This window comes from Vibrio zhugei, from assembly GCF_003716875.1.
Lineage (GTDB): Bacteria > Pseudomonadota > Gammaproteobacteria > Enterobacterales > Vibrionaceae > Vibrio > Vibrio zhugei.
Genome location: NZ_CP033077.1, coordinates 686,380 through 708,480, shown reverse-complemented (window position 1 = coordinate 708,480; position 22,101 = coordinate 686,380). Strand labels below are relative to the sequence as shown.

Annotated in this window: 18 protein-coding genes; 8 read left to right on the top strand and 10 right to left on the bottom strand. The window is 48.0% G+C overall.

Features of this window, described 5'->3' with window-relative positions; translation table 11 throughout:
* Positions 1 to 24: 24 nt before the first annotated feature.
* Both EAE30_RS03310 and EAE30_RS03305 read right to left on the bottom strand, forming a co-directional pair.
* Positions 25 to 402, bottom strand: coding sequence for a DUF4168 domain-containing protein (locus EAE30_RS03310; RefSeq protein WP_164711779.1), 378 nt, complete (start codon positions 400 to 402; stop codon positions 25 to 27).
* A 101-nt stretch (positions 403 to 503) separates the two neighbouring features.
* Complete coding sequence (locus EAE30_RS03305; protein ID WP_123014652.1) at positions 504 to 881, bottom strand: DUF4168 domain-containing protein; 378 nt, start codon at positions 879 to 881, stop codon at positions 504 to 506.
* 218 nt (positions 882 to 1,099) lie between these two features.
* Between EAE30_RS03305 and EAE30_RS03300 the strand changes: the two genes are divergently transcribed.
* The 4 genes from EAE30_RS03300 to EAE30_RS03285 all read left to right on the top strand — a co-directional run bounded on the left by EAE30_RS03300 (position 1,100) and on the right by EAE30_RS03285 (position 6,891).
* Positions 1,100 to 2,557, top strand: coding sequence for a sensor histidine kinase (locus tag EAE30_RS03300; protein ID WP_164711778.1), 1,458 nt, complete (start codon positions 1,100 to 1,102; stop codon positions 2,555 to 2,557).
* Positions 2,554 to 3,891, top strand: coding sequence for a sigma-54-dependent transcriptional regulator (locus EAE30_RS03295; RefSeq protein ID WP_123014650.1), 1,338 nt, complete (start codon positions 2,554 to 2,556; stop codon positions 3,889 to 3,891). The genes EAE30_RS03300 and EAE30_RS03295 overlap by 4 nt, the downstream gene beginning before the upstream one ends.
* Positions 3,892 to 4,289: 398 nt before the next feature.
* Complete coding sequence (locus tag EAE30_RS03290) at positions 4,290 to 5,576, top strand: cellulase family glycosylhydrolase (RefSeq protein WP_199287007.1); 1,287 nt, start codon at positions 4,290 to 4,292, stop codon at positions 5,574 to 5,576.
* 178 nt (positions 5,577 to 5,754) lie between these two features.
* Positions 5,755 to 6,891: a 5-methyltetrahydropteroyltriglutamate--homocysteine S-methyltransferase gene (locus tag EAE30_RS03285; RefSeq protein WP_123014648.1), complete on the top strand. Its 1,137-nt coding sequence runs from the start codon at positions 5,755 to 5,757 to the stop codon at positions 6,889 to 6,891.
* Positions 6,892 to 6,952: 61 nt separating this feature from the next.
* Here EAE30_RS03285 and EAE30_RS03280 read toward each other — a convergent pair whose 3' ends face one another.
* Positions 6,953 to 7,201 carry a hypothetical protein gene (locus EAE30_RS03280; RefSeq protein ID WP_123014647.1) on the bottom strand — a complete coding sequence of 83 codons (249 nt, stop codon included), beginning with the start codon at positions 7,199 to 7,201 and terminating at the stop codon, positions 6,953 to 6,955.
* Between the two features lie 815 nt (positions 7,202 to 8,016).
* Between EAE30_RS03280 and EAE30_RS03275 the strand changes: the two genes are divergently transcribed.
* Positions 8,017 to 9,408, top strand: a complete 1,392-nt coding sequence (locus EAE30_RS03275) for an aldehyde dehydrogenase family protein (protein WP_123014646.1) — start codon at positions 8,017 to 8,019, stop codon at positions 9,406 to 9,408.
* Positions 9,409 to 9,491: 83 nt separating this feature from the next.
* On the opposite strand, the gene EAE30_RS03270 is transcribed toward EAE30_RS03275, so the two are convergent.
* From EAE30_RS03270 to EAE30_RS03260, 3 genes are read right to left on the bottom strand one after another with little or no spacing between them, the layout of a single operon-like run.
* Positions 9,492 to 10,523, bottom strand: a complete 1,032-nt coding sequence (locus tag EAE30_RS03270; protein ID WP_123014645.1) for an L-threonylcarbamoyladenylate synthase — start codon at positions 10,521 to 10,523, stop codon at positions 9,492 to 9,494.
* Complete coding sequence (locus EAE30_RS03265) at positions 10,481 to 12,889, bottom strand: putative inorganic carbon transporter subunit DabA (RefSeq protein ID WP_123014644.1); 2,409 nt, start codon at positions 12,887 to 12,889, stop codon at positions 10,481 to 10,483. Before EAE30_RS03265 ends, EAE30_RS03270 begins: the two co-directional genes overlap by 43 nt.
* Positions 12,889 to 14,259 carry an NADH-quinone oxidoreductase subunit L gene (locus EAE30_RS03260; RefSeq protein WP_123014643.1) on the bottom strand — a complete coding sequence of 457 codons (1,371 nt, stop codon included), beginning with the start codon at positions 14,257 to 14,259 and terminating at the stop codon, positions 12,889 to 12,891. The genes EAE30_RS03265 and EAE30_RS03260 overlap by 1 nt, the downstream gene beginning before the upstream one ends.
* A gap of 99 nt (positions 14,260 to 14,358) precedes the next feature.
* On the opposite strand from EAE30_RS03260, the gene EAE30_RS03255 reads away from it, so the two are divergent.
* From EAE30_RS03255 to EAE30_RS03245, 3 genes are all read left to right on the top strand, one after another.
* Positions 14,359 to 15,231, top strand: a complete 873-nt coding sequence (locus EAE30_RS03255; protein ID WP_123014642.1) for a LysR family transcriptional regulator — start codon at positions 14,359 to 14,361, stop codon at positions 15,229 to 15,231.
* Positions 15,232 to 15,436: 205 nt separating this feature from the next.
* A complete protein-coding gene (locus EAE30_RS03250; RefSeq protein ID WP_123014641.1) occupies positions 15,437 to 15,967 on the top strand; it encodes an inorganic diphosphatase in 531 nt (176 codons plus the stop codon).
* A 210-nt stretch (positions 15,968 to 16,177) separates the two neighbouring features.
* Positions 16,178 to 16,951, top strand: a complete 774-nt coding sequence (locus EAE30_RS03245; RefSeq protein WP_164711777.1) for a phosphatase PAP2 family protein — start codon at positions 16,178 to 16,180, stop codon at positions 16,949 to 16,951.
* An 84-nt stretch (positions 16,952 to 17,035) separates the two neighbouring features.
* Here EAE30_RS03245 and EAE30_RS03240 read toward each other — a convergent pair whose 3' ends face one another.
* The 4 genes from EAE30_RS03240 to EAE30_RS03225 are packed head-to-tail and all read right to left on the bottom strand — an operon-like array spanning position 17,036 to position 22,097.
* On the bottom strand, positions 17,036 to 18,700 hold the full coding sequence (locus EAE30_RS03240) for a BatD family protein (protein WP_241967530.1): 1,665 nt from the start codon (positions 18,698 to 18,700) through the stop codon (positions 17,036 to 17,038).
* A 2-nt stretch (positions 18,701 to 18,702) separates the two neighbouring features.
* Positions 18,703 to 20,661, bottom strand: coding sequence for a vWA domain-containing protein (locus EAE30_RS03235; RefSeq protein WP_123014639.1), 1,959 nt, complete (start codon positions 20,659 to 20,661; stop codon positions 18,703 to 18,705).
* A complete protein-coding gene (locus EAE30_RS03230; RefSeq protein ID WP_123014638.1) occupies positions 20,654 to 21,622 on the bottom strand; it encodes a VWA domain-containing protein in 969 nt (322 codons plus the stop codon). The genes EAE30_RS03235 and EAE30_RS03230 overlap by 8 nt, the downstream gene beginning before the upstream one ends.
* Positions 21,609 to 22,097 (bottom strand): DUF4381 domain-containing protein, encoded by a 489-nt coding sequence (locus EAE30_RS03225; protein WP_123014637.1) that lies wholly within the window; start codon positions 22,095 to 22,097, stop codon positions 21,609 to 21,611. Before EAE30_RS03225 ends, EAE30_RS03230 begins: the two co-directional genes overlap by 14 nt.
* Between the last annotated feature and the right edge of the window lie 4 nt (positions 22,098 to 22,101).

Below are 22,101 nucleotides of genomic sequence, written 5' to 3'. Positions count from 1 at the left end.
GGTTACGTCTGAGTTTGGTTGAATTTAACTGGTTTGTTGAATTTTGCTAAGACGTTGACGCAGTTGTTGATCGGATTGCAGGGCACGAGCAATGCCATTGAAATCTTTGACAGATAAGCCTGTGTCTTTAACCGCATTGACCATTTCTTCATTCGCTTTTTGACGAATGTCTTCTGCCACGTCTTTATCCTGGGTTTGCCCAAGCTTTTTAATCGCACTTTGGCTGATTTTTTGCACAGATTGTTGCGCGTCGGCAAACTGACTCAACATATCATCGGAGATAGGAGCGTGCTGCGCTTTTTGTTGCGCTTGAGGAGCGGGTTGTGAATGCGCGGCCATGGCGGTGACAGAGGTGCCCGCGCTGAGTACGGAAAAAAGAGTGATCAGGACAAATTTGCGCATAGTATAAGCTCCATATTGATGTTGGTATGCACACCGTAATGCCATCCCGCCTGATTGAAGACGGGATGTCGCTGGTGACTAAGTGGGTCAGATGTGGCCAATTAGCCTTGCTGCATTTGCATCATACGTTGACGCAGTGATTTATCCGATTGCAAGGCACGCGCAATGGTATTGTAGTCTTGCACAGACAGGCCGTTTTCTTTGACGGATTCGACCATGTGCTGATTCGCTTGCTGCTGAATTTTCTGCATCGCGTCTTTTTCTTCTGTTTTGCTGAGTTTAGCAATTGCGTTTTGACGAATATCATTCACAGATTGTTGGGCTTCTATAAATTTCGACAATTGTTTATCTGACACATCGACTTGCTGAGTTTGAGCTTGAGCCTGCGGTTGGGCGTTCTTTTGTGTGTCAGCCATGGCTGATGTCGTTACGCCGGCACCGAGTGCTGCAACGAGTGCGATTAAAGTGAATTGACGCATAGTGTTGCTCCTTTCTCATCATTTTTAAATACGTTTCTAGTATTGCGATAACTATGCCAAGTTTTTGAATTTAACTTAAGTTATTAATATTAATGAATAAATTTCAGACTCCCTTAAATTTTTACATCCGCTAGACAGTCGTAGTGTTTCTTTCTGTCACACTAAAATTCTAGGCAGTGTGACATATTTACACAGTTGGCATGGCTCTCGGAGGTGACGTGAAAAAACGTAGGCGACTGACGTTAGCGACGCGCATGTTAATACTGGTTTTTTTACCGCTTTGGGCGCTCTCTGGGGTATCCATCGGTATTGGGACGTATTACATGGCTGAGCAACAAACTCGTAAGTTAAAAGACGATATCAAGCTCATTGCTCGTGCGATTCGTGTCCCGATCGGTGAGGCGATCGATAAAGGCGATTTGGCAACCGTGCAGCGAACGCTGAACGCGGTGTTCTCGATAGGCCAAGTGTACGGAGCATCGGTATACAATAAAAAAGGCGAGCGCATTGCGGCCGCGGGTATCGCCCGTCACGATCAGGATGATAACCCTTTAGCGAAAAAAATGCTGAAAGGTGGGGAAGATGGCGATGCCTATCAGCATCAGGCAGGCCGTCGGGTTTACTCGCACTTTGTGCCCGTCAATGATGGCGGGGCGCAGTTACCGATAATGATAGAAGTCACGCGACGCGCCAGTGATTTTTCCACGTCAGTCGATAGGCTCGCGTATTGGGCGTGGGGAAGTTGGGGGCTGGTTGGGTTACTCACCTTGATCATTGTCTTGCTCGGCTACCGACAAGCCGCGGGACGTCAAATGGCGCAATTAACGCAAGTGATGGGGGAAGTCGGTCGTGGCCAATTGAAATCACGCGCGCAAGTCAAAGGCGCGACAGAGCTGGCCGCAATTGGTGAGGCTTTGAACCAGATGCTTGATGACATAGAAGCGGCGCAGGCCGCGATTGAGGCACACCAAGCACATGAAATCGCCCTTAATCGACGCCTTGAGCGACAAGAGCGTATGGCGGCGCTAGGCCGACTAGTCAGTGGTATTGCGCATGAATTAGGCGCCCCCTTGAACGTGATTGATGGACGAGCCAGACGCATTGCCAAGTCGAATCATGATGAAAAATCGGCGCGTGAACTGACCGCAATCCGGGGGCAAGTTGGACGATTAACTCGGATTGTTCGGCAGCTGCTCGACTTCTCTCGCAGTGGCATGCAATGGCAGACGGTAGAGTTACGTTCGTTAATTGATCATGCTTTAGAGTCCGTCGGGTATGAGCAACAGGGTGAGTTACCGGACTATACCATTGATATTCCAGACTCATTTCAAGTGTGCGTAGACCGTGCTCGCTTTGAATTGGCATTGGTGAATGTGCTGCGCAATGCGGTGCAAGCCGCTCATCATCACGTTGGGATCACCGCGCGCCTGCAGCCAGTGGAAAAGCAGTGGACGTTAGATATTTGGGATGATGGTGATGGCATTGATGGTGAGTTACAAGCCGCACAATTATTAGAGCCCTTTTTTACGACAAAACCGAAAGGAGAAGGCACTGGATTAGGCTTGGCCATTGTGCAAAACGTAGTCCATGACCATGGCGGGCAGGTGGTGTTGTTACCAAGTGAACAAGGTGGTCTACGCGTATCCTTAGTGCTTCCAGAGGAGGTTCCCTCATGAATATATTATTGGTTGAAGATGACCGCGACCTTGCTGAATTACTCTATGAAGAACTGGAGGGTGAAGGTTATGCCGTGACGGCGGTGGAGTCGGCCGAGGCCGCGTCTGAACGGCTGGTTGAAGACACGTTTGATTTGGTGATTTCGGATCTACGTTTGCCGGGACGCAATGGCATGACATTGGTGCCAGAGATTAAAGCCATCGATAATACGCCCGCGATACTGTTAATCACCGCCTTCGGCAGCGTACAGCAAGCCATTGAAGCATTGAAACAAGGGGCGGATGAATTTTTAACTAAGCCTTTCGACATGGATCATTGCTTACTGACGGTACAACGTTTGCTCGAACACCGTCAGTTAAAACGCAAAACAGAAGGCAGTCAGTTTTTTGGTATGCTCGGTGAAAGTGCCACCATGCAGCATCTGTTTAAAAATATCCGACAGGTTGCGCGAGCGGACAGTCCTGTTTTGATATTGGGAGAAAGTGGCACAGGTAAAGAGCTGGTGGCTCGTGCTGTTCATCAGCAAAGTGAGCGTCGGCAAGGTCCTTTTTTAGCCGTAAACTGTGCCGGTATTCCCGGAGAATTATTAGAAAGTGAGTTTTTTGGCCATGCGGCGGGTGCTTATACGGGCGCCAATAAAGCGCGGCAAGGGCTGCTTCGCGAAGCGGAAGGCGGAACGCTGCTTCTGGATGAGATTGGTGAAATGCCTCATGCTCTGCAAGCCAAATTATTGCGCGTTTTACAAGAAGGGACGATTCGTCCGGTCGGCAGTGATAAAGAGATTGCCGTCGATGTGCGTATCGTTACCGCGACTCATCGCGATCTTGAAACTCGCGTACAGCAAGGTGAGTTTCGCGAGGATCTGTTCTTTCGCTTAGAAACGTTTACGTTGCAAGTTCCTCCTCTGCGAGAGCGAGGATATGATATCGCCTTATTGGCTCGGCAATTTTTAGGTCGTCAGCAGCAATCCGGTAAAACCAATGCACTGCAGTTAAGTCATGCCACATGGCAGCAGTTATTGAATTATTCCTTTCCTGGTAATGTGCGTGAATTGCAAAATGCGATGGAGCGCGCGGCTATTTTTTGTGAAGGTGATGAAATCCTGCCTGAACATTTACCCGAGCGTATTCGTAGCTCAGTGAAAGTGAATACCACCGGGTTGTTCGCGTCGTTAAATAGCGATGCTTTACCGAAATTACTCACGATTCAGAAAGACTATGTGGATTATGTGTTGGAGCAAACTCAAGGGAATAAAGCACAAGCGGCCGAAATCCTAGGAATTACTCGTCGCACTTTATATCGCTGGCTAGAAGAATCAGACGGAGTTGAATAAACAAAAACATCACGTTGTGCATTCCGCTTCCAAGATTGAGTGGGTGGCAACGTGATTGGCGTCGTTGAAAGCTCGTTCATCGTATGCGATAACGGCGCCGGGAACGTTGTGACTTACTGATGACAACGTAGAGCATTTTTATCAAGTTTAGTGCGTATTTCTTATATCAATGAGTGCGTTTTAACCAAAGTTATATCTAGCTCGCACTCTCTTACCCAGTAATTTCTAAAATTACACATTGGTTCCAGTCTCTTTTTACACTCATCAAGTGCCTGATGTATTCATCTAACCTTTTTAGGGCAGCGTATTACTTGAACCAGCGGGTAGCGCTGCGCTGTTTTTCACGCAGTTACAGAAGAATCAACCCAAATTATGGATATAGAGGTGACAAGATGAACGTGGCTAAGGTAATAACAATCAAAGCACTAACTCTCGCGATAACCATGGCGTGTGGCAGTGCTTTTGCAGCGGTTCCCGCACTAACCACCAATGGCAGTCAAATTTTGAGTGGCGGTGATGTGAAAAGCTTCTCCGGTAACAGTTTTTTCTGGAGCAACACCGGCTGGAAACAAGAGAAAATGTATAACGCAAAGGTAGTTAAGTGGTTAAAAGACGACTGGAAAAGCTCGATTGTTCGTGTGGCTCTCGGGGTCGATAATGATGGATCCTATATTGAAGATCCTACAGGGAATGTGCAACGCATTGAAAAAGTGATTGATGCCGCGATTGCCAATGACATGTACGTGATTATCGACTTTCATTCTCATCATGCGGAAGATCATCAACAAGAAGCTATCGAATTTTTCACGCAAATGGCACAAAAATACGGTCAGACCAACAATGTGATTTATGAAATCTATAACGAACCGCTTCAAGTGAGTTGGTCAGGGGTGATTAAACCGTATGCTGAGGCAGTCATCGCCGCCATTCGAGCCATTGACCCGGATAACTTGATCGTAGTGGGGACGCCGAATTGGTCGCAAGATGTGGATGAGGCCTCTCGTGATCCGATTAATGATGTGAATGTGGCGTATACCCTGCATTTTTATGCGGGCACACATCGCCAATACTTTCGTGACAAAGCCATTACTGCTTTAAATAACGGTGTGCCGCTGATGGTCACCGAGTGGGGAACGGTCAACGCCAATGGTGATGGCGGCGTCGATGCGCAAAGTACCGATGAGTGGGTCGATTTCATGAGAACCAATCACATCACCAACCTGAATTGGGCTGTCAGCGATAAAGATGAAGGGGCTTCGATTATTAAACCCGGTGTTAGCCCGACAGGAAATTGGTCTGATAGCGACTTAACAGCATCAGGGCGTTATGTTCGTGACATTGTGCGGAGTTGGGGAACCTCGGCAGATGCGGGCACCGGGGGAGATGACAGTGGTGCGTTTAGCTGCGTGTTTACGCAAGGGAATACGTGGAATGGTGGGTTCCAAGGCTCGATTACCGTCACGAATGAAAGCAAGTATCCTGTGAGTGATTGGGCGATTCGCTGGCAATTTGCCTCTGGAGCGACGGTGACGAACAGTTGGAATGCGAATGTGACAGGCAGCGGTGTGTATACTGCGACCCCGATTTCATGGAATCAAACTATGCAGCCTAATCAGACCTTTGATATTGGTTTAGTCGTCCAAGGAACTGGAGAGCCAACCATTCTGAGTGATATTTGTCGCTAGTCATCGTGGCGTATTGAGCGTCATTGAAGTGCTCCTCTAAGGAGCACTTTCTTGTGTTGTGGCTTATAGTGGTTATGAATTTATTTCATGATCACTATGAACAATATGAAGTTAAAAGACATCTAGACATCTATTACTCTAAGTCTTATACGACTAGTAGAAATAATAGGACTTACTTATGACGCTTCGCGCTCCATTTCGCTCTGATATTGTTGGTAGCTTTTTACGACCTGACACCCTTCATCAAGCACGCCGTGACTTTGAAGGTGGTCGTATTTCGGCAAGCGAACTTACCGATATTGAAGATCACGCTATTACTGACTTGGTTGAGCAGCAGCGAGCGGCGGGGCTGAGTGTGGTTACTGATGGTGAATTTCGTCGTGGTTTCTGGCATATCGATTTTTTAGAACACTTAAATGGTATCGAAGGCTACGTTCCGGAATCGGGTTATAACCAAAATTTTAAAGGGAAAGCGGCTCCGTCATATAATATTCGTGTTAACGACCATATTTCTTTTAATCCTGAGCATCCGTTTTTATCTCATTATCAATTTCTTCATGAGCTCGTCGCCGATGATGAATCTGTTGTGGCTAAAGCGACGATTCCGGCACCGACGATGATCATTCGTCAAGAAATTCTTGCCAACGATGGGTCATCCAATCTGGAGAATATTTACCCTAACGTTGAAGATTTTTATCGCGATCTTGCCGCGACGTATCGCGATACAATTCAGGCTTTTTACACATTAGGTTGTCGTTATTTGCAATTAGATGATACCAACTGGGCATTTTTAGCGGATGCATCGAGACGTCAAGCTTTGGCTGAAAATGGGATTGATGCGGACGAAATAGCGCATATTTGTGCCAAGGTATTAAATGAGTCTTTGCAAGGTGCACCAGAAGACTTAGCGATTACTACTCATGTTTGCCGAGGTAATCATGCGTCTTCTTGGCTGTTTTCTGGGGGGTATGAACCGGTTGCTGAAGCGCTATTTTCGACCCATTTTGATGGCTATTTTTTAGAATACGATAATGAGCGTGCTGGCGATTTCTCGCCATTGCGTCATTGGCATCATCAAGATAGCTGTGTGGTACTTGGATTGGTGACATCGAAGTTTGCTGAGTTGGAAGATAGTGCAAAAATTAAAGCACGTATTCAAGAAGCGGCAGAATACATTCCGCTAGAGAACTTGTGTTTAAGTCCACAGTGCGGTTTTGCCTCGACGTGTGAAGGCAATAAAGTTTCCAATGAGGATCAATGGAAAAAAATAGGTTTAATTAATCAGATTGCCAAAGAAATTTGGGCGGACGCTTAAGTTTGCATCTACTAACATAAAAGCGCACAACTCTGTGCGCTTTGTCATTTAAGTGTCTTGCCTAGTGGCGCTTGCTTGGGCCATTTCTCACCATATCGGCGCCTGCTTCGGCAACGTCTTTGGTTACCCAACGACCCAGCAGCAATTGATGCTGGTCATCCAGCACGGCGACAAAAGGTTTGCCCGTCGCATTATGTGTCGCGAGTGCAACACCCGCCGCATTATTTAACCCCAAACCACCACTTTCAATTTGAATAAGAAAGGCTTCAAGCTCATCTAATGTTTCAATCAGGCTATCGTTCTCAATCATGTCATCATACCCGCTATAAAATATAGGCTAAGGATACCAGTTCCCAAATATAATCCAAGGTGCAGTGTGTTCTCATGACATGATATTGGACAGAGAGCTGAGTGCTCGTGTAAGTATCAAGCCTGATTGAAGGGGTAGACATTATCTCCAGAAAACGGGGCGAAGGAGATAAAACGCTGACGGCTGCCAGCGAAGGTATTATCAGTGGGTAAAGAAGACATTTCTTTGTGATGAGAACCGCGCTATCTATGGCATGCGCTTAGTTTCTTTTAACTTAATCAGTTTTTCGCACTTTTTGCAGATGTAAACTTCTTTAACACCACTTAGTTTGTCCCAAATCGTACGATGTTGTCGTACAAGTTGGTTTTTATGATCACATTGGGTCGCCATTCTGTTCGCCTTATTTATATAATCAAAAACCACATCATTGTTATTTTTGGATGGTTTAACCTATTACGCGAAAGCCCTTGCTAAAAGCTATTTGAATTAAATGCATAAAGGTGAGGCGATACTATATGGGATCCGGAATAACAACGTCACGAGAATGTTAATTTCCCGTGACTTTACTATGACGTCCTACTTTAGCGATTACGTATAAAAACTGTCCTTTGAGTGTTGTTTTGAGTACTTTGTCGTAATGTGAAAAAGTGACGACAGTGACAAGGTCGTACGATTTTGGGTGAGACATTGTATTGCAGTGCAATTTTTGGTTATGCTGGTTGCGTAATGCGATGGTAGCGATGTCATGAGATGTCGCGCCTCCATGAAACAAGACCAAGTGACATGACATTCATCAGTCAAAAGGACAATCCATTATGATTACTGCAACGTCAAATGAATCCAAAACGATCTCTCCGATTAGCGGTGAGGCAATCGCGAGCTACCCGTTTGACTCCAAAGAACAGGTTGAGCGTGTTGTGCAGCAAAGTTTTGAAGCGTCTCAGCAGTGGAAAAATACCTCAGTCGCAGACAGAGTGGATGCACTGGTCGCAATAGGGCAAGCCCTGCGAGAGAACAGTGAAGAATTGGCGCAGATGATGACTCTGGAAATGGGCAAACCTATCGGTCAGGCGCGTGGTGAAGTGACGAAAAGCGCAAACTTGTGTGATTGGTATGCGACGCACGGCCCGGATATGTTGGCAACTCGACCGACGCTGGTGGAAAATCAGCAGGCGGTTCAAGAGTTTCGTCCGCTCGGTGTGTTGTTGGGTATTATGCCGTGGAACTTTCCTTTATGGCAGGTGATGCGTGGTGCCGTGCCTATGATGTTGTCAGGCAATACTTATATCCTCAAACACGCGCCCAATATCATGGGCTGTGCGTACATGATTGAGCGCATTCTTAATTCTACAGGCTTGCCACAGGGCGTGTTTTCTTTGATTCACGCCACCAACGATAGGGTCAGCGACGTTATCGCAGATGATCGTGTGGCGGGTGTTGCCTTTACCGGCAGTGTCGGCGCAGGCAAAACCATTGGCTCTCAAGCTGGCGCGGCATTGAAGAAATCCATATTAGAATTAGGTGGCTCAGATCCCTTTATTGTTTTAGCCGATGCCAATATGGATGAAGCCGTCAAAGCGGCGGTCGCCGGGCGATATCAAAACAATGGCCAGGTTTGTGCGGCGGCAAAACGTTTTATCGTGGAAGCGTCAGTTGCGGAAGAGTTTACGCAAAAATTTGTGGCGGCAGTAAAAGCGTTGACCATCGGCGATCCGCGCAAAGATGAGAACTACATTGGGCCGATGGCTCGATTTGACTTACGTGATGAATTGCACGATCAAGTCCAGCGAACCATACAGCAAGGGGCAACTTTATTGCTCGGTGGCGATAAGATGGATGGCTCGGGGAATTACTATCAGCCGACTGTACTGGCGGATGTCACACCGGAGATGACGGCTTTTCGAGAAGAAATGTTTGGTCCGGTCGCGGCAATCAGTGTGGCAAACGATGCTGAACACGCGTGTCGCTTAGCCAATGATAGTGATTTTGGTTTGTGTGCCACCATTTATAGTGGTGATGAAAATCGCGCTCAACACATGGCGGCGCAACTTGAATGTGGCGGAGTCTTCATCAATGGGTATTGTGGCAGCGACCCTCGCGTGACATTTGGTGGAGTGAAGAAAAGTGGTTACGGACGTGAGTTGTCTGACTTTGGGCTCTATGAGTTCTGTAATGTTCAGACGGTCTGGAAAAATCGTCAGTCGTAACGGTGGCTTGATTCGATAAAATCTCTGTCTCTTTTGTTAAAAAAGCCCCTAAAGGGGCTTTTTTTTGTTGTGTTATTCAGAGTTTATTCTGGAAGGGCAGCGCGGCTTAAGCGATCGTTGACGGCATTCCACATTTCGCCTTGAGGGGGGCGTTCTAACCAAATCTCATCAGGTTTGAGTTCGTCTGCTTGTGCTAATACCCGATACAAACATTGGCCATAAGCCACGGGCTCATCGGGCATAGTGATCGCGTGCGTACCATGAGGGTAGGCGTCCAATTTGGAATGATGCAAGACGGCATATTGGGCTTGAGGATCGGCCAGCGCGAGCGCTTGTGGCAGGTCATTAATCAAACGCAATATCGTTTTGGGCTGATAGTGACTCCCCACATTCCCCGGCACGGCAACATTATGGTGCTGAGGGTAATGCACCTCGGTGCCTAGGATTTTGCCCAGTTCTTGGGCGGTGACAGGGCCTGCGCGCAGCACGTTTGGCTGAGTGGATGTCATATCAAGAATCGTCGATTCTAGGCCAAATAAACAGTCCCCGCCATCAACGATGGCATCGATTTTCCCATCTAAACCTGAGCAGACTTGTTGGGCATTGGTTGGGCTTAACTGTTTATAGGGATTGGCAGATGGCGCGGCCACCGCTAACCGATGCTGCTTAAGAATCGCCAACATCACCGGGTGTGCTGGCATGCGTATCGCAATGGTATTGAGTCCTCCCGTCACGACCGGGGAGACATGATCGGCTTTAGAGAGGAGCAAAGTCACCGGACCTGGCCAACAGGCTTTGGCCAAGTCCATCGCTTGTGGTGGAATGTCTTTTGCCCAATCCGATAATTGCTCAATACGACCAATATGCACGATTAAAGGGTGGTTGGCAGGGCGTCCTTTCGCCGCAAAAATGCGTGACACGGCCTCTGGCTGCGTGGCATCCGCTGCCAGACCGTAGACCGTTTCTGTCGGCAAGGCGACTAATTTCCCTTGTTGTAATAAATGTGCGGCAATATCTAAGTCTTGAGCTTGCGCGCTTAATTGAAGCGTTTTCAACGAACACTCTCCGTTATTCAATGTGATTGAGCAAGCCAGCCATCGCGGTGGCGCTTCCATACTTGATGGTTATCATCAATGTGATAGATAAATAACCATTGGTTGTCGACCAGCGATGCGACATCTTGATGACGCGCCAGAATGTGGTCGATGGCCTCTTTCGGGGCTTGAATGAAGGCGCTTAAGCGCACAGGTTGGTGACGATACTGCTGCCCATCATGCACCGACTGTGTGGACAAACCAATGCGTAAGTCCCCCCCATTGCCTTCAAAAACACCAATGTGACCACCGACAATGTTGTGCAGCAACTTGTTACCACTGCTGTATTTATCTGGAACGGCGACAGAGGCGTAATATTGCATGTTGATCCAGTTGGTGACCAGTAAGGGGGCGGTCATGATTTTCTCGAGTTGGGCAAATTGTGGATCTTGCGCGACATCGTATTCATGTAAAAAAGCTCGCCCTTGTAAATCAATGTGCTTGGTCAGTGCACGTGGGGCGATAAAAACACCGGCATTGTTACACAGGCCCCATTCAGGACGCATTTGTGCCCAGTTGGTTGCTCTTTGTTTAAAGAAGCGTTTTACCTGATGCGGCGTTGGGGTGTCCCCATGATCAAATTGCTCGATACGTGCGTTGCGTGCTTGTTCGCTTGCGCTGACTAACCAGTTCATCCATGGGGCGAATGGCGCATCATACACGTCGATATCATCGGTGGTGGTGTTATGCATGGCTGCGTAGAACACCGTGTCTTGTGGAACGGTCACGCCATATTTCGGCATGTTCGCTCGGACATTGGCTTCATTGAGCAGTTGTGCCAAGACTTTAACGTTCACTTCCCCTGTTTGCCCACCGCAGGCGCCGCAATCTAAACCTGACGCCGTATGGTTGTTGCAGGTTTCACTACCGTGGCCAGTGAGCAGAAAGACTGGGGCTAAACGCTCGCTCACGCCCATCGCTTTAAGGATGCCCGCACCGAGCTCAGCTTTTTCATCATCGGTCAGGGGGACATCATGACGTTTTAATTGCCAATAATCATTGTGATGGGCGTCGCGATTGATCGGGTTAGTGCTGCCTTGCTGCAAAATCACTCGTTTAAATAAGCTAACGAGCTTTAATAAACCTCCCGCTTCAATCATCCCTAAGTTAGAGGACGGTTTTTCTAAGCTATTTTGCCAGCCTAATTGTGTCAGGCGCAGCCAACGCTCCGGTTGCATTTTGGTTTGCTGTGCCACTAAATTGGGCGCCAATAAGCCCGGCAATTGAGGGCGTGAAATTCTGTCGTCATGCGTGTGGTAGGCAATCGGCAACCCAAAGAAACCGGCGAAGCCAAGCGTATCTATACTCGGATCTTGTTGCTCTAATGCTCGGCGCATCGGCTCTGAACGCACATCGATACAAAAAACGGCTTGCAGACTCGGGCGTGCAGTGGCCGTAGGCGTGGTGGTGTTTTGTACTTGTGTAATCCATGGCTGGTGCACACTCAGTTCCAATGCGCGTTGCCATACCCACCAAGGGGCCAGTTGACGCTCAGCCTGTTGATACTCTTCATCAATCAAGCGAGCTTGATTGGCAATGTTTGTTGCTATGGAATCAAACGTCGCTGGGGCATGTTCTTTTAGCCATTGCCACAATACCGAGTTCCAAGCGAGAACAATCGTGGTCAGCCCCAAGGTGTGGGGAATATCGAGATGTTGATTGTCAAGATTGGCTTGCCAATCTAGCCAAGACTGCCAGCCTGCCCAACCTGAGAGTAAGTGCAACGCCGCCCGCGTATACGCATAAGCGCCTTCTTTTGTCTGTAACATTGGCGCCCACTGCGTTTCACAGTGTTTGAGCATCTCTTCAAGCGAGGTCGGTAACTTGGCAAAGTAGGGCAGTAGATCGACACCCAGTAAGGTTTTAATGCCTTTATCTCGAGTGACGACTTCTAACCAGCTTTGATACAGATGTTCCCCGTTTTTGCCTTCAGCATCGAAACGTGCGGGATATTGGTGATAGAGCGCCACGAATTGACTAATTTGCTGTAATACTTCTTGTGGCCAGCTGTGCCCTTGTGCCGACGGGATCTCGCGGTCCATCAGGGCACCAAGTGTATTCCACCGCGGTAACGCTGTACTGGGCGTGGAAAGACATTGTTCAAGTTGCTCTGCGTTAAATGGACTGTGTAATTCCGTTATCGCTTGCTCAAGGTGTTGTGGTTGAATTTGGGTCGCCCATTTTTCTGCATAGTAGGTCCGTGGCATCAGCCCGGTTTCTCCGGTTAATACGGCTTGCTCAGCAAAGGCTTGCTCAATACGGTCATGACGTTGTGGCCACCAAGGATTGACCGCCACAGAGCGATCGAGAGGCCATGCCGGAGCAATAGAAGAAGACGCTTCTCGAGCGATGGCGGCAAAAGAAAGAGTTTGATTGAACACAGTCATTATTTTACCTCTGGATTAGTGTGCCATTGATGTTGGCGCAGTTCGAGTAGGGATTCACTCGGCCATAGTTTCAGAGTGAGTTTCGTTGCCCACTCATCAAGATAGCCGCCCGCGTTTAACCAGATAAACAAGCGTTTCACGAGTGGTGAATGTGGCCAATATTGCAAGGCTAATGACAAGACAAATAAAGTGGCAAACAGCAGAGCGATGAACCCATCGGCCCAGACATTTAACACCGGATCTGGCAGTGCAAATTCAGCAAGCGCGTGTTTCGCAATGGTATAAAGCACCAGCAGCCCAGCCGCGAAGCTCATTGTGATCAAAATTTTCGGTATCCGACCGCGGTCGGCGCGCGTAAAGCTTGGTACCAGCAACGCGGTGATAGCCAGTAGCACTAACGCCATTGCGGTCAGACTCGGCAAGAAATTAAACTTCCATTGGGTGAAGACCATCATCAGCGAAGTGGCCAGCAGGGCATAAAACCAGTGTTGCAGTTTGGGTTTTTCGTCTCCTGCGAGTTTGGCCGCGAGATAGTGATTCACGGTATTGCCACTATTGAGGAACGAATAGGCCTTATAAAATGAGTGAGCAAAGAGGTGTAACAGGGCCATTTCATAAAGACCCAGTGCAATTTCAACCAGCATTAGTCCCATTTGCGAACTGGTAGACCATGCCAACTTCACCTTAATACTGATGCGCGTGATACTGACTAAGCCTGCGATAACGGTACTGATACCGGCGAGCACCACCAATAACCAACTGGCCGCGCTGCTGGCCGCAAGGATTGGTGAAAAGAAGAGCAAAAGAATCCCGCCTAAATTCACGATGCCAGCATGCAACAACGCCGATACGGGGGTCGGGGCTTCGACCACTTGTATTAGCCAGCCATGCATCGGCAACTGCGCACATTTAATCAATGCAACCAGCACGAGTAATATCGCCGCAACATTGAGGTCTAATGATTGCGATATTGGCATTGAAGCGTGCTGCACAATGGCTTGAATATTCGACGTATCAAACTGAAGGTAGAGATTCACAAAAGCAGCTGCCAGCAATAGCTCACTTAAACGCGCGAGAAGAAACTTTTTGTGTGCCGCGAGTTGGGCACGTGGTCTGTCTGGATAAAATAGAATCAAACGGTGTAATGACAAACTCACACTGACCCAAGCCGCCCAAAAAATCGCTAAATGATTGGCGGTAATCACCAACACAACGGTGGCGATGGTCAGCAATAGCGCGTGTATAAAACGACGACGGTCACGTTCACCACTAAACGCGACCCAACTGTATCTCAGAATCGTCAATCCGAGAATTGCCACTAAACCCAGCAACATCATACGCAGTGGTGTAACCAGAAATAAAGAAGACATGATAGACCTCACAGTTTTAACAATGGTGGCTATTGTGAAAGTGTATGAATGTTAAGTAAAATACATAATTAATGACAAATCATTCTGTTTAAGAGAACTATGAGCCGACTCAACTATCATCACCTATACTATTTTTGGCAAGTCGCGAAGCAGGGGAACTTGACGCAAGCCGCGCAAAACTTGCACATTTCTCAGTCCGCTTTATCCTCTCAAATCAAACAGTTAGAGCAATCTTTGAATGTCCAATTATTTGAGCGTAAAGGGCGACGTCTCATCCTAACTGAGGGGGGATATCATGCGCTAAATTATGCTGATGATATCTTTCATAACGGTGAAGAATTAGAGAAATTATTGACCAGTGGCAAGGGATTAGCTGGTTCGACCATTCGAATTGGCATGCTATCGACCATTTCTCGTAACTTTATTGAGCAATTTATCCAACCCTTAATCACACAAAGTGATTGTGGTTATGTTTTACAATCGATGAGTCAGACCGGGCTGTTAGAAGCCTTGAATGAATTAAAGATTGATGTGGCGCTCACCAATACGCCTTTGCATGATGCCAGTAAACCCCATTGGCAGAGCCGAGTGCTAGCCCGTCAAGCGGTGGCAATCATTGGACCACCGGGATTGGATCTCAATGAAGAATTCGACGAACGCTATCGCCAGCAACGCTGGGTATTGCCGTATGGGGAAAACCCATTGCGCGCCGCATTCAATTCGTTCTCGGCTCAATATCATTTAAAGCCGATTATTGTGGCGGAATCCGATGATATGGCCATGCTGCGCCTATTGACTCGTGACACTGGTGCTTTGGCAGTGATGCCGGAAGTCGTGGTAAAAGATGAGCTCGATAATGGCATCTTAAAACGCTACATGTTACTGCCTGATGTGTATGAAAGCTTTTACTCGGTGACGGTCAAACGGAAAGTGGTTCACCCGAAACTGGATAGTTTGCTGCGCCCGTTGTGATTGTCAGTTTGGGTAAAATGTGGGCGTTTGATGGGTCGTTTTTTCATCGCAATCGCACAACGCCTTGCGGCTAAGCTTGAAACCGCATCCACTGCGACGACGATGGATATTCTATCTTGTTATTTGGATGGCAGTTAAGGATACCGCTGCGATCTAAAAGCTGATAAAATACGTCGGAAACGAAGTACTTATACAGGAACCTGAAATGTCAGATTTTAACAAAATTTTAACTCCTGGTGATTATGACAACGGTTTGGTCAACGTTGTTGTTGAGATCCCAGCAGGTAGCAATCATAAAATTGAATGGAACCGTGAACTGGCTGTTTTTGAGCTGGATCGCGTTGAGCCTGCAATTTTCGCAAAACCAACAAACTATGGCTTTATTCCACAAACGTTGGATGAAGATGGCGATGAGCTAGATGCGTTGATCATTACTGACCAGCCGCTAACCACCGGTATTTTCCTTGAAGCAAAAGTGATCGGCGTGATGAAGTTTGTCGATGATGGCGAAGTGGATGATAAAGTTGTTGTGGTTCCTGCTGATGACCGTAACACAGGTAATGCTATTGAAACGCTTGATGACCTTCCTCCTCAGCTGATCAAGCAAATTGAATTCCACTTCAATCATTATAAAGATCTGAAAAAACCAGGCACAACAACGGTTGAAAGCTGGGGATCGATTGAAGAAGCGAAAGCTGTGATTGCTGAATCCATCACTCGCTGGAACGAAAAGTAAGACGCTTTACGTGTGGTAAAGCCATCCGTTATTCACGTAACGTGATCATGGTTTAGCCCCCACGATGCGAACAAACCGTCCGTTCTTCTCGCTAGAACGGACGGTTTTTTGTTATGCCGCTTTCTGCTTGTTTGATGACATTCACTGACGCTACGTGTACGTCATAGCCTACTTTTTTGACTTTATTTCTTCATGTTTTCGTTATCAATTATGAACCGATACACTCCGCTTTTTGACCGATTCAAATATCATCTCGTCATTATCACCATTTTCTTGTTGGTCATGACGGCCATGTCACACTTGCTTTATCCTGTCGATTTGCTGTCTTCGCCGCGGGCTGTCATTGGGATGATTTGGAATGGCTTCTCGGCAAGTGCGTCTTCGTTTGGCTGTGTATTGAGCTTGCTCGTCTTACTGTTTTGTGTGTTTTGGCGTGCCGATATGAATACAGAATTCAAGATTAATGCATTGATTCAATTGCTATTATTACTGGTGCTTAGCGTCGGGTTAAAACACGTCATGAAGCAAGTGACGCATAGCCCAAGACCTTATACGACGGTAATGGCGAAGTCTCAGGTTATCGCGTCGCCACGAGACTTCTATACCTTTACTCATCACGCTAAGACGCAAAAAATCGTCGCCATGAAAGAGACAGTGTCTCAATGGCGGTGGTCGAATTGGAAATCCCAAGTGAATTACTCTTTTCCATCGGGACATACCACGTTCGTGACATTATGTTTGTTATTTTTCAGTCGCTTATTATTAATGAAGAAACGCTACGCCGTGTGCGCGGTATTATTACTGTGGGCCGCTGGCGTTGCCTATTCAAGGCTTTGGTTAGGCATGCATCGACCTGCGGATTTATTTGGTGCGATTGCCTTGGAAAACGTCATTTTTCTATTGGTACCCTACCAATATCATCGACTAACCCCTTGGGTGCAACGCCAAGTGAATATGGTGAAAGAGAAGTGGGCACGGCGATGACGTGTGCATGCTTGGCGATAAAAAAGCACCGCTTATACGCGGTGCCTTTTTGTTTTCCGTAGCTTGTTTTCCTTAGCGCACGCTTTAGAGTGGCGGTAATGACTCCTTGGTCGGCTTACGGCGTTTTTTCGTCGCCTTTTCCAAGCGTTTTACCAGTTGTAATAACGATTCGCCGTCATTGTCTTTGGTACTCTCGGAATACAGCGCTTCGTCATAGTGCGCTTTGGCCTGAGCCAGTTGTGTCTGTTCGTCTGGGGAGAGCGAGAGATCTTGCTGCCATTGGGTGAGCGCTTGGTTCACAGCAATCCCATCTTGCTGCAAGATGGCGGCTTTTAGCGCTTCAAAAGGCGTTGTGGGTTGCTCATTGTCGACTTTCGCTGTCTTCTCTGAGGTATCGCGATGAAGACGTGGTGCGGAGCGCTTCCAATAGAAAGCCAGTAATAGAGTGAGTAACCAAAGCACCGCAAAGCCTATCGTGAGATAAGGCCAGAAACCCGCATCGGTTTTAGTGATGACGGTGGTCTTTTCAGGTGAGGCCGGTGGCGTGTCATTGGCGAGCGGCTGATTGTCGTCACTCGGTGACACTTGCAAGGTTAATCCCGCAACACGACTGAGTTTTTCTTGGTTGGTGGTGGAGTTCCACCAATTTACGCGGATATCAGGCAAGCTTATCGTGCCAGTTTGGCGCGGAATGACGACCTGTTTCACTGTCATGAGCACATCGCCATTATCGAGCGTAGAGAAGTGCGGTTTTTCGCTGTATGAGCGCACGGAATCCGGGTTGTCTATCTTGATATCAGGTAAGCGAGATTTATCGATGCCAGCCACTTGCATACTGATGGTACGTGTCAGAGAGTCTCCGACTTTCAGTTTGACGCTATCGCGTTTAATTGTATGCCCCGCAGGATCTTGCCAACGCTGAGTTAATTGCAGCTTTGAGGTTGGCAGCCAAGCCCCCTGATAGTCTTTGGGCTTGGGTTTCACATGGAGGGTGTAGGTTTTCGGCGTGGTATTGAGTGGAATGAGTCGGGTGCGATTGCCATAACTGCCGCCATATACCAGAGATCCTTCAAACTGAGGCTCACGTAACGTAAAGGTCCCAGGTTTGGTGGCGGTAACGCGGAAGTTCTGATCAACGACGGTGACTTGAATGCCGTTGACGACCTCTTGATGTTGGTCAGGATCGCTCGCAGGATGGAGCTCCATGCCATCGACTTTAGGCGGTTCAATCGTTTGGTTTTGCAAACGACGTAGGTCGGCTTTGACGATTAAGCGTACTTTTAATTGTGCGCTTTCACTGGGGTAGAGCGTTGTTTGACTAAGGTGGCTGTGTACTTCAACGATATCTTTGCTATTGGGAGCGTCGCGATCTTTGGTGACTTGAATGGCGATGCTTTGTGTATGTTGCCCATTAATCGTAAAGCGAGGAATACGCAATATCCCTGTCTCTTTGGCCGCCAATGGAATGGTCCATTGGCTTTGTTCACTGCGATCGCCATTGATGATATTGGTAGAGGTACCAAAGTTGGGTTGCCCCATTTGGAAATCTTTTTGCAGTACTGAGAAATCAATATCGTCTGAGGACACTCGGCTATTGATGGTCACGGTCAGTTGGAACACTTCGTTCTGGACCACTTTATTCGAGCTCACCGTGGCATAAAAATCGCCCTTCGCGGAGGCCGTTAGGCTAAATAAGCTCAGCAACAGAACTGAACAGTACAGTGATAGGGTATGGGTTATCCGTTTCATAGTTACCACTTCTTCGCTTGCGTATCTGGTTGTGGTTGAAGTTTCGATTGCAGATATAACTGCGCACGGAGGAGCTCACTGGGATCGCGGGCTCCCTCTACTTGGTCGAGTTTTCTCAACGCCGGATCGACGGGCCGTGTAGAGGCTTTTGTGGCGACTTGCTGACGTTGTTGCGCCAGTTTATCGCTTTGTTGCTGCCCTTGTGTTGCTCTCGCGGGCTGGCGTTGTCCTTGTCCTGTTTTCTTCTCTTGCTCGGCGGCTTGGTGCTGAGAAGATGACGAAGGCGGGGTGGGGCGTTTGCCACTCGCGCCGCTGGACGGCTGGGATGGTTTTTGGTCATCGGCTGAAGAATCATGGGATGGCTTTTTCCCGGAAGACGCGCGATTGGATGACGTTTTATCTTCGTTTGAAACCGGGTTCGCTTTTTGGGGCGCGTTGTTGGGTGTCTTGTCTTGCGATGATGGTTGTTTGTTTTGCCCTTTTTGAGACGGTGGTTGCTCTTTTGTTTTGGAAGAGGTTGACTTGTTGTCTTGCTGGCCCGTATTTTTTTGCTGTTGCTGTTGCTGTTGCTGTTGCTGTTGCTGTTGCTGTTGCTGTTGCTGTTGCTGTTGCTGCTTTTTACGCTGTTGTTGGGCTCGTTTGACGATTTGCAGATTTTTTTGCGCTTTTTGATTGTGCGGATCGCGTTTCAGAACCTGTTCGTACAGGGTTGCGGCTTTATCCAGTTGCCCATTTTGCGCGTAAGCATTGGCTAAGTTGTAACGCGCGTTTTCATCCGGTTGGGCGATTTGTGACAAACTCTCAATGGCCCCTTTATAATCGCCCGCTTTGTAGCGAGCAATGCCTTGCCACTGCGGATCAGTAAACTGCTTGGCTGCTTGTTGATATTGGTGATCTTGAAAGGCTTGGTAGGCTTGCTGATTATCGGTTAAAAATGCGGATGCCTGCGCTGAGTGAGGCATCAGCCAAGGGGTGATGACGAAACACGTCGCGAATATGACGCCACGGCGAAATAACAGCAATGCGGGAGCGAGTAATAGCAGTACTAACCAATAGCCATTATTGGCATGTTCTGTCACCGTTTGCCCTCCTTTGCTGGCTTTTAAGGCGCTGACAGTTTGGGTATGGCGCAAAATGGTATCGACGTCTTGACCATCGCTGCGGTAGGGGACATAAAGTCCGCCAAGCTGTGAGGTGAGCGTTTGCATGATATGTGTATCCATCTTAGCGATGACGGTGTGTCCCTGATCTTGCAGCATTGAGCCATCTTGTAGTGGGATCGGAGCGCCAGCGGGCGTCCCAATGCCTAAAATAATCACATGCCATGGTGTATTCGCTAGTAACGAATGCAACGCTTGGCTTTGCTCTGCATCAATGCCATCAGTCATGATGATGATGTCGCCTTTGGGCGCTTTAGCATCGGTCATTAGTGTCATGGCTTGTTTGACACCCGCGACCACATTCGCGCCTTGCCCTGGCATGATTTTAGGTGATAACTCAGGCACTAAGTTAGCAATGGTGCGCGTATCACTGGTCATTGGACTCACGGTATAACCGCCTTTGGCAAACGCGACTAAACCCGTAACGCCATCACGCCAACCTTTGAGCAAATCTAATGCTTTGTAGCGTTGTTGAGTTAAACGGTTAGGGGCAAGGTCCGTTGCATATTGAGAGCGTGACATGTCCATAACTAACACTCGGGCACTGTTGTTTGAGAAGGTCGGCCTTGCCTGTTCCTCAAAACTTGGACCCGCCAATGCTATGGCAGCCAGTAGCCAGCTCGTTGCTAAAATAACCAGCAGTCCTGTTTGTTTTTTGCGCGTGGCAATTCCCAGTGATGAGGCTAAATGCGGCGCAATTAACGAGGTTTGCTTGCCCGACATGGCGAGCCACACGATGAGACCGATGAGCGGCAGGCAAAGCCATAACCAATGTGGATGTAGAAATTCGAAATCAGACATGATTTCTCCTTAAAACCATGAGCACCATAGAAAGGAGGAGAGCGATGGCGAGGGGGACACCAAACCATTCGGTTTGTGGGCGCCATGTTTGCGCGGCTTTCTTCACGGGCTCTAACTGATTAATGCTGTCGTAAATATTGTGTAGATCATCGGCATCACGGGCGCGGAAATAGCGACCGCCAGTGAGTTTGGCGATGTGTTTGAGCGTTTTTTCATCCAGCCCTTTGGCGGTATTGACAGTGCGAGAACCGAACAGGCTTTGTACTGTCATTTCACCCGCGCCTACACCAATGGTGTAAATCTTGGTGTGGTATTTTTTAGCGATTTTAGCCGCTTCTAGGGGAGTCATAACACCGGAGTTATTCGTGCCGTCACTAAGTAAAATCATGACGCGTTGCGGAGCATTGCCATCGATGAAGTTTTTCGTCGCTAAGCCAATGCCTTCGCCCATCGCCGTTTGGGTACCAATTAACTTCAATACCGCATGATCCACTTGATGTTTGACGGTGGTCAAATCGAAGGTCAATGGCGTCTGTAAGTAGGCATGATCGGCAAAGTAAATTAATCCTAAACGGTCGCCTTTACGTTTCGCAATAAAGTCTTTGAGGACGTGCTTCACGGCGGTCAAACGGTCTATGTAATGATCGCCGTCGCGCATGTCTTTTTCACTCATAGAATACGAGAGATCGACCACTAACATCATGTCGCGATGTTTCGGTGAAACGTAGACTGGATCGCCATACCAAACTGGGCGCGCGGCGGCAAAAAGCAGGCATACCCATATAGCCAGTGCCAACCCTTTATGCACCCATCCACTTGAACGAGAGACTGAAGCATGCTGAGGAAGGTAGGGTAACGTAATCGCTGCGCTATTTTGACGAGATGGTGCCCATTTATATATCAATAATGGGAGTGGCAGTAGGCACAAGGCCCACCACCATACGAGTTCAATGTTTGCCAATGTTGCCTTTTCTCCTTTTCGCTGGTGGTAAAGCTTCATTCACCCATTGATAGCAGTCTTCGACGAGTGCCGATGCGTGCTCGCTGGTTTGCTTTTTATACAGTGCCTGTTGCCATTGCGCTTCATTGGCAATGAACACTTCCCGTCCTAACTCCTCATCGAGAAAGGCATACCAGTCTTTTCCGGTGAGGTGCGCGATTTCACTGCGAGGGTAGTAGCACAATGCTGCTTGGCGCAGCAACTCCATGGCGGAAGAGGGCGATTGGGAACCAAACTTAGGATCGAGTAAACGCAGTGCCGCTTTTTTAGGCGCATGTCTTTTCCGTTTCCAACGAATTCGTAACACGATAGCGAGTATGATAAGCACAATGCTACCAATCGCAGCCCACCATCCCCATGCCAGCGGTAACCAAGAAGGCGCATCCGGAAGGTGCACATCCAATAGTGGTAACGGGGTCGATGATGATTTTTGCATAGTT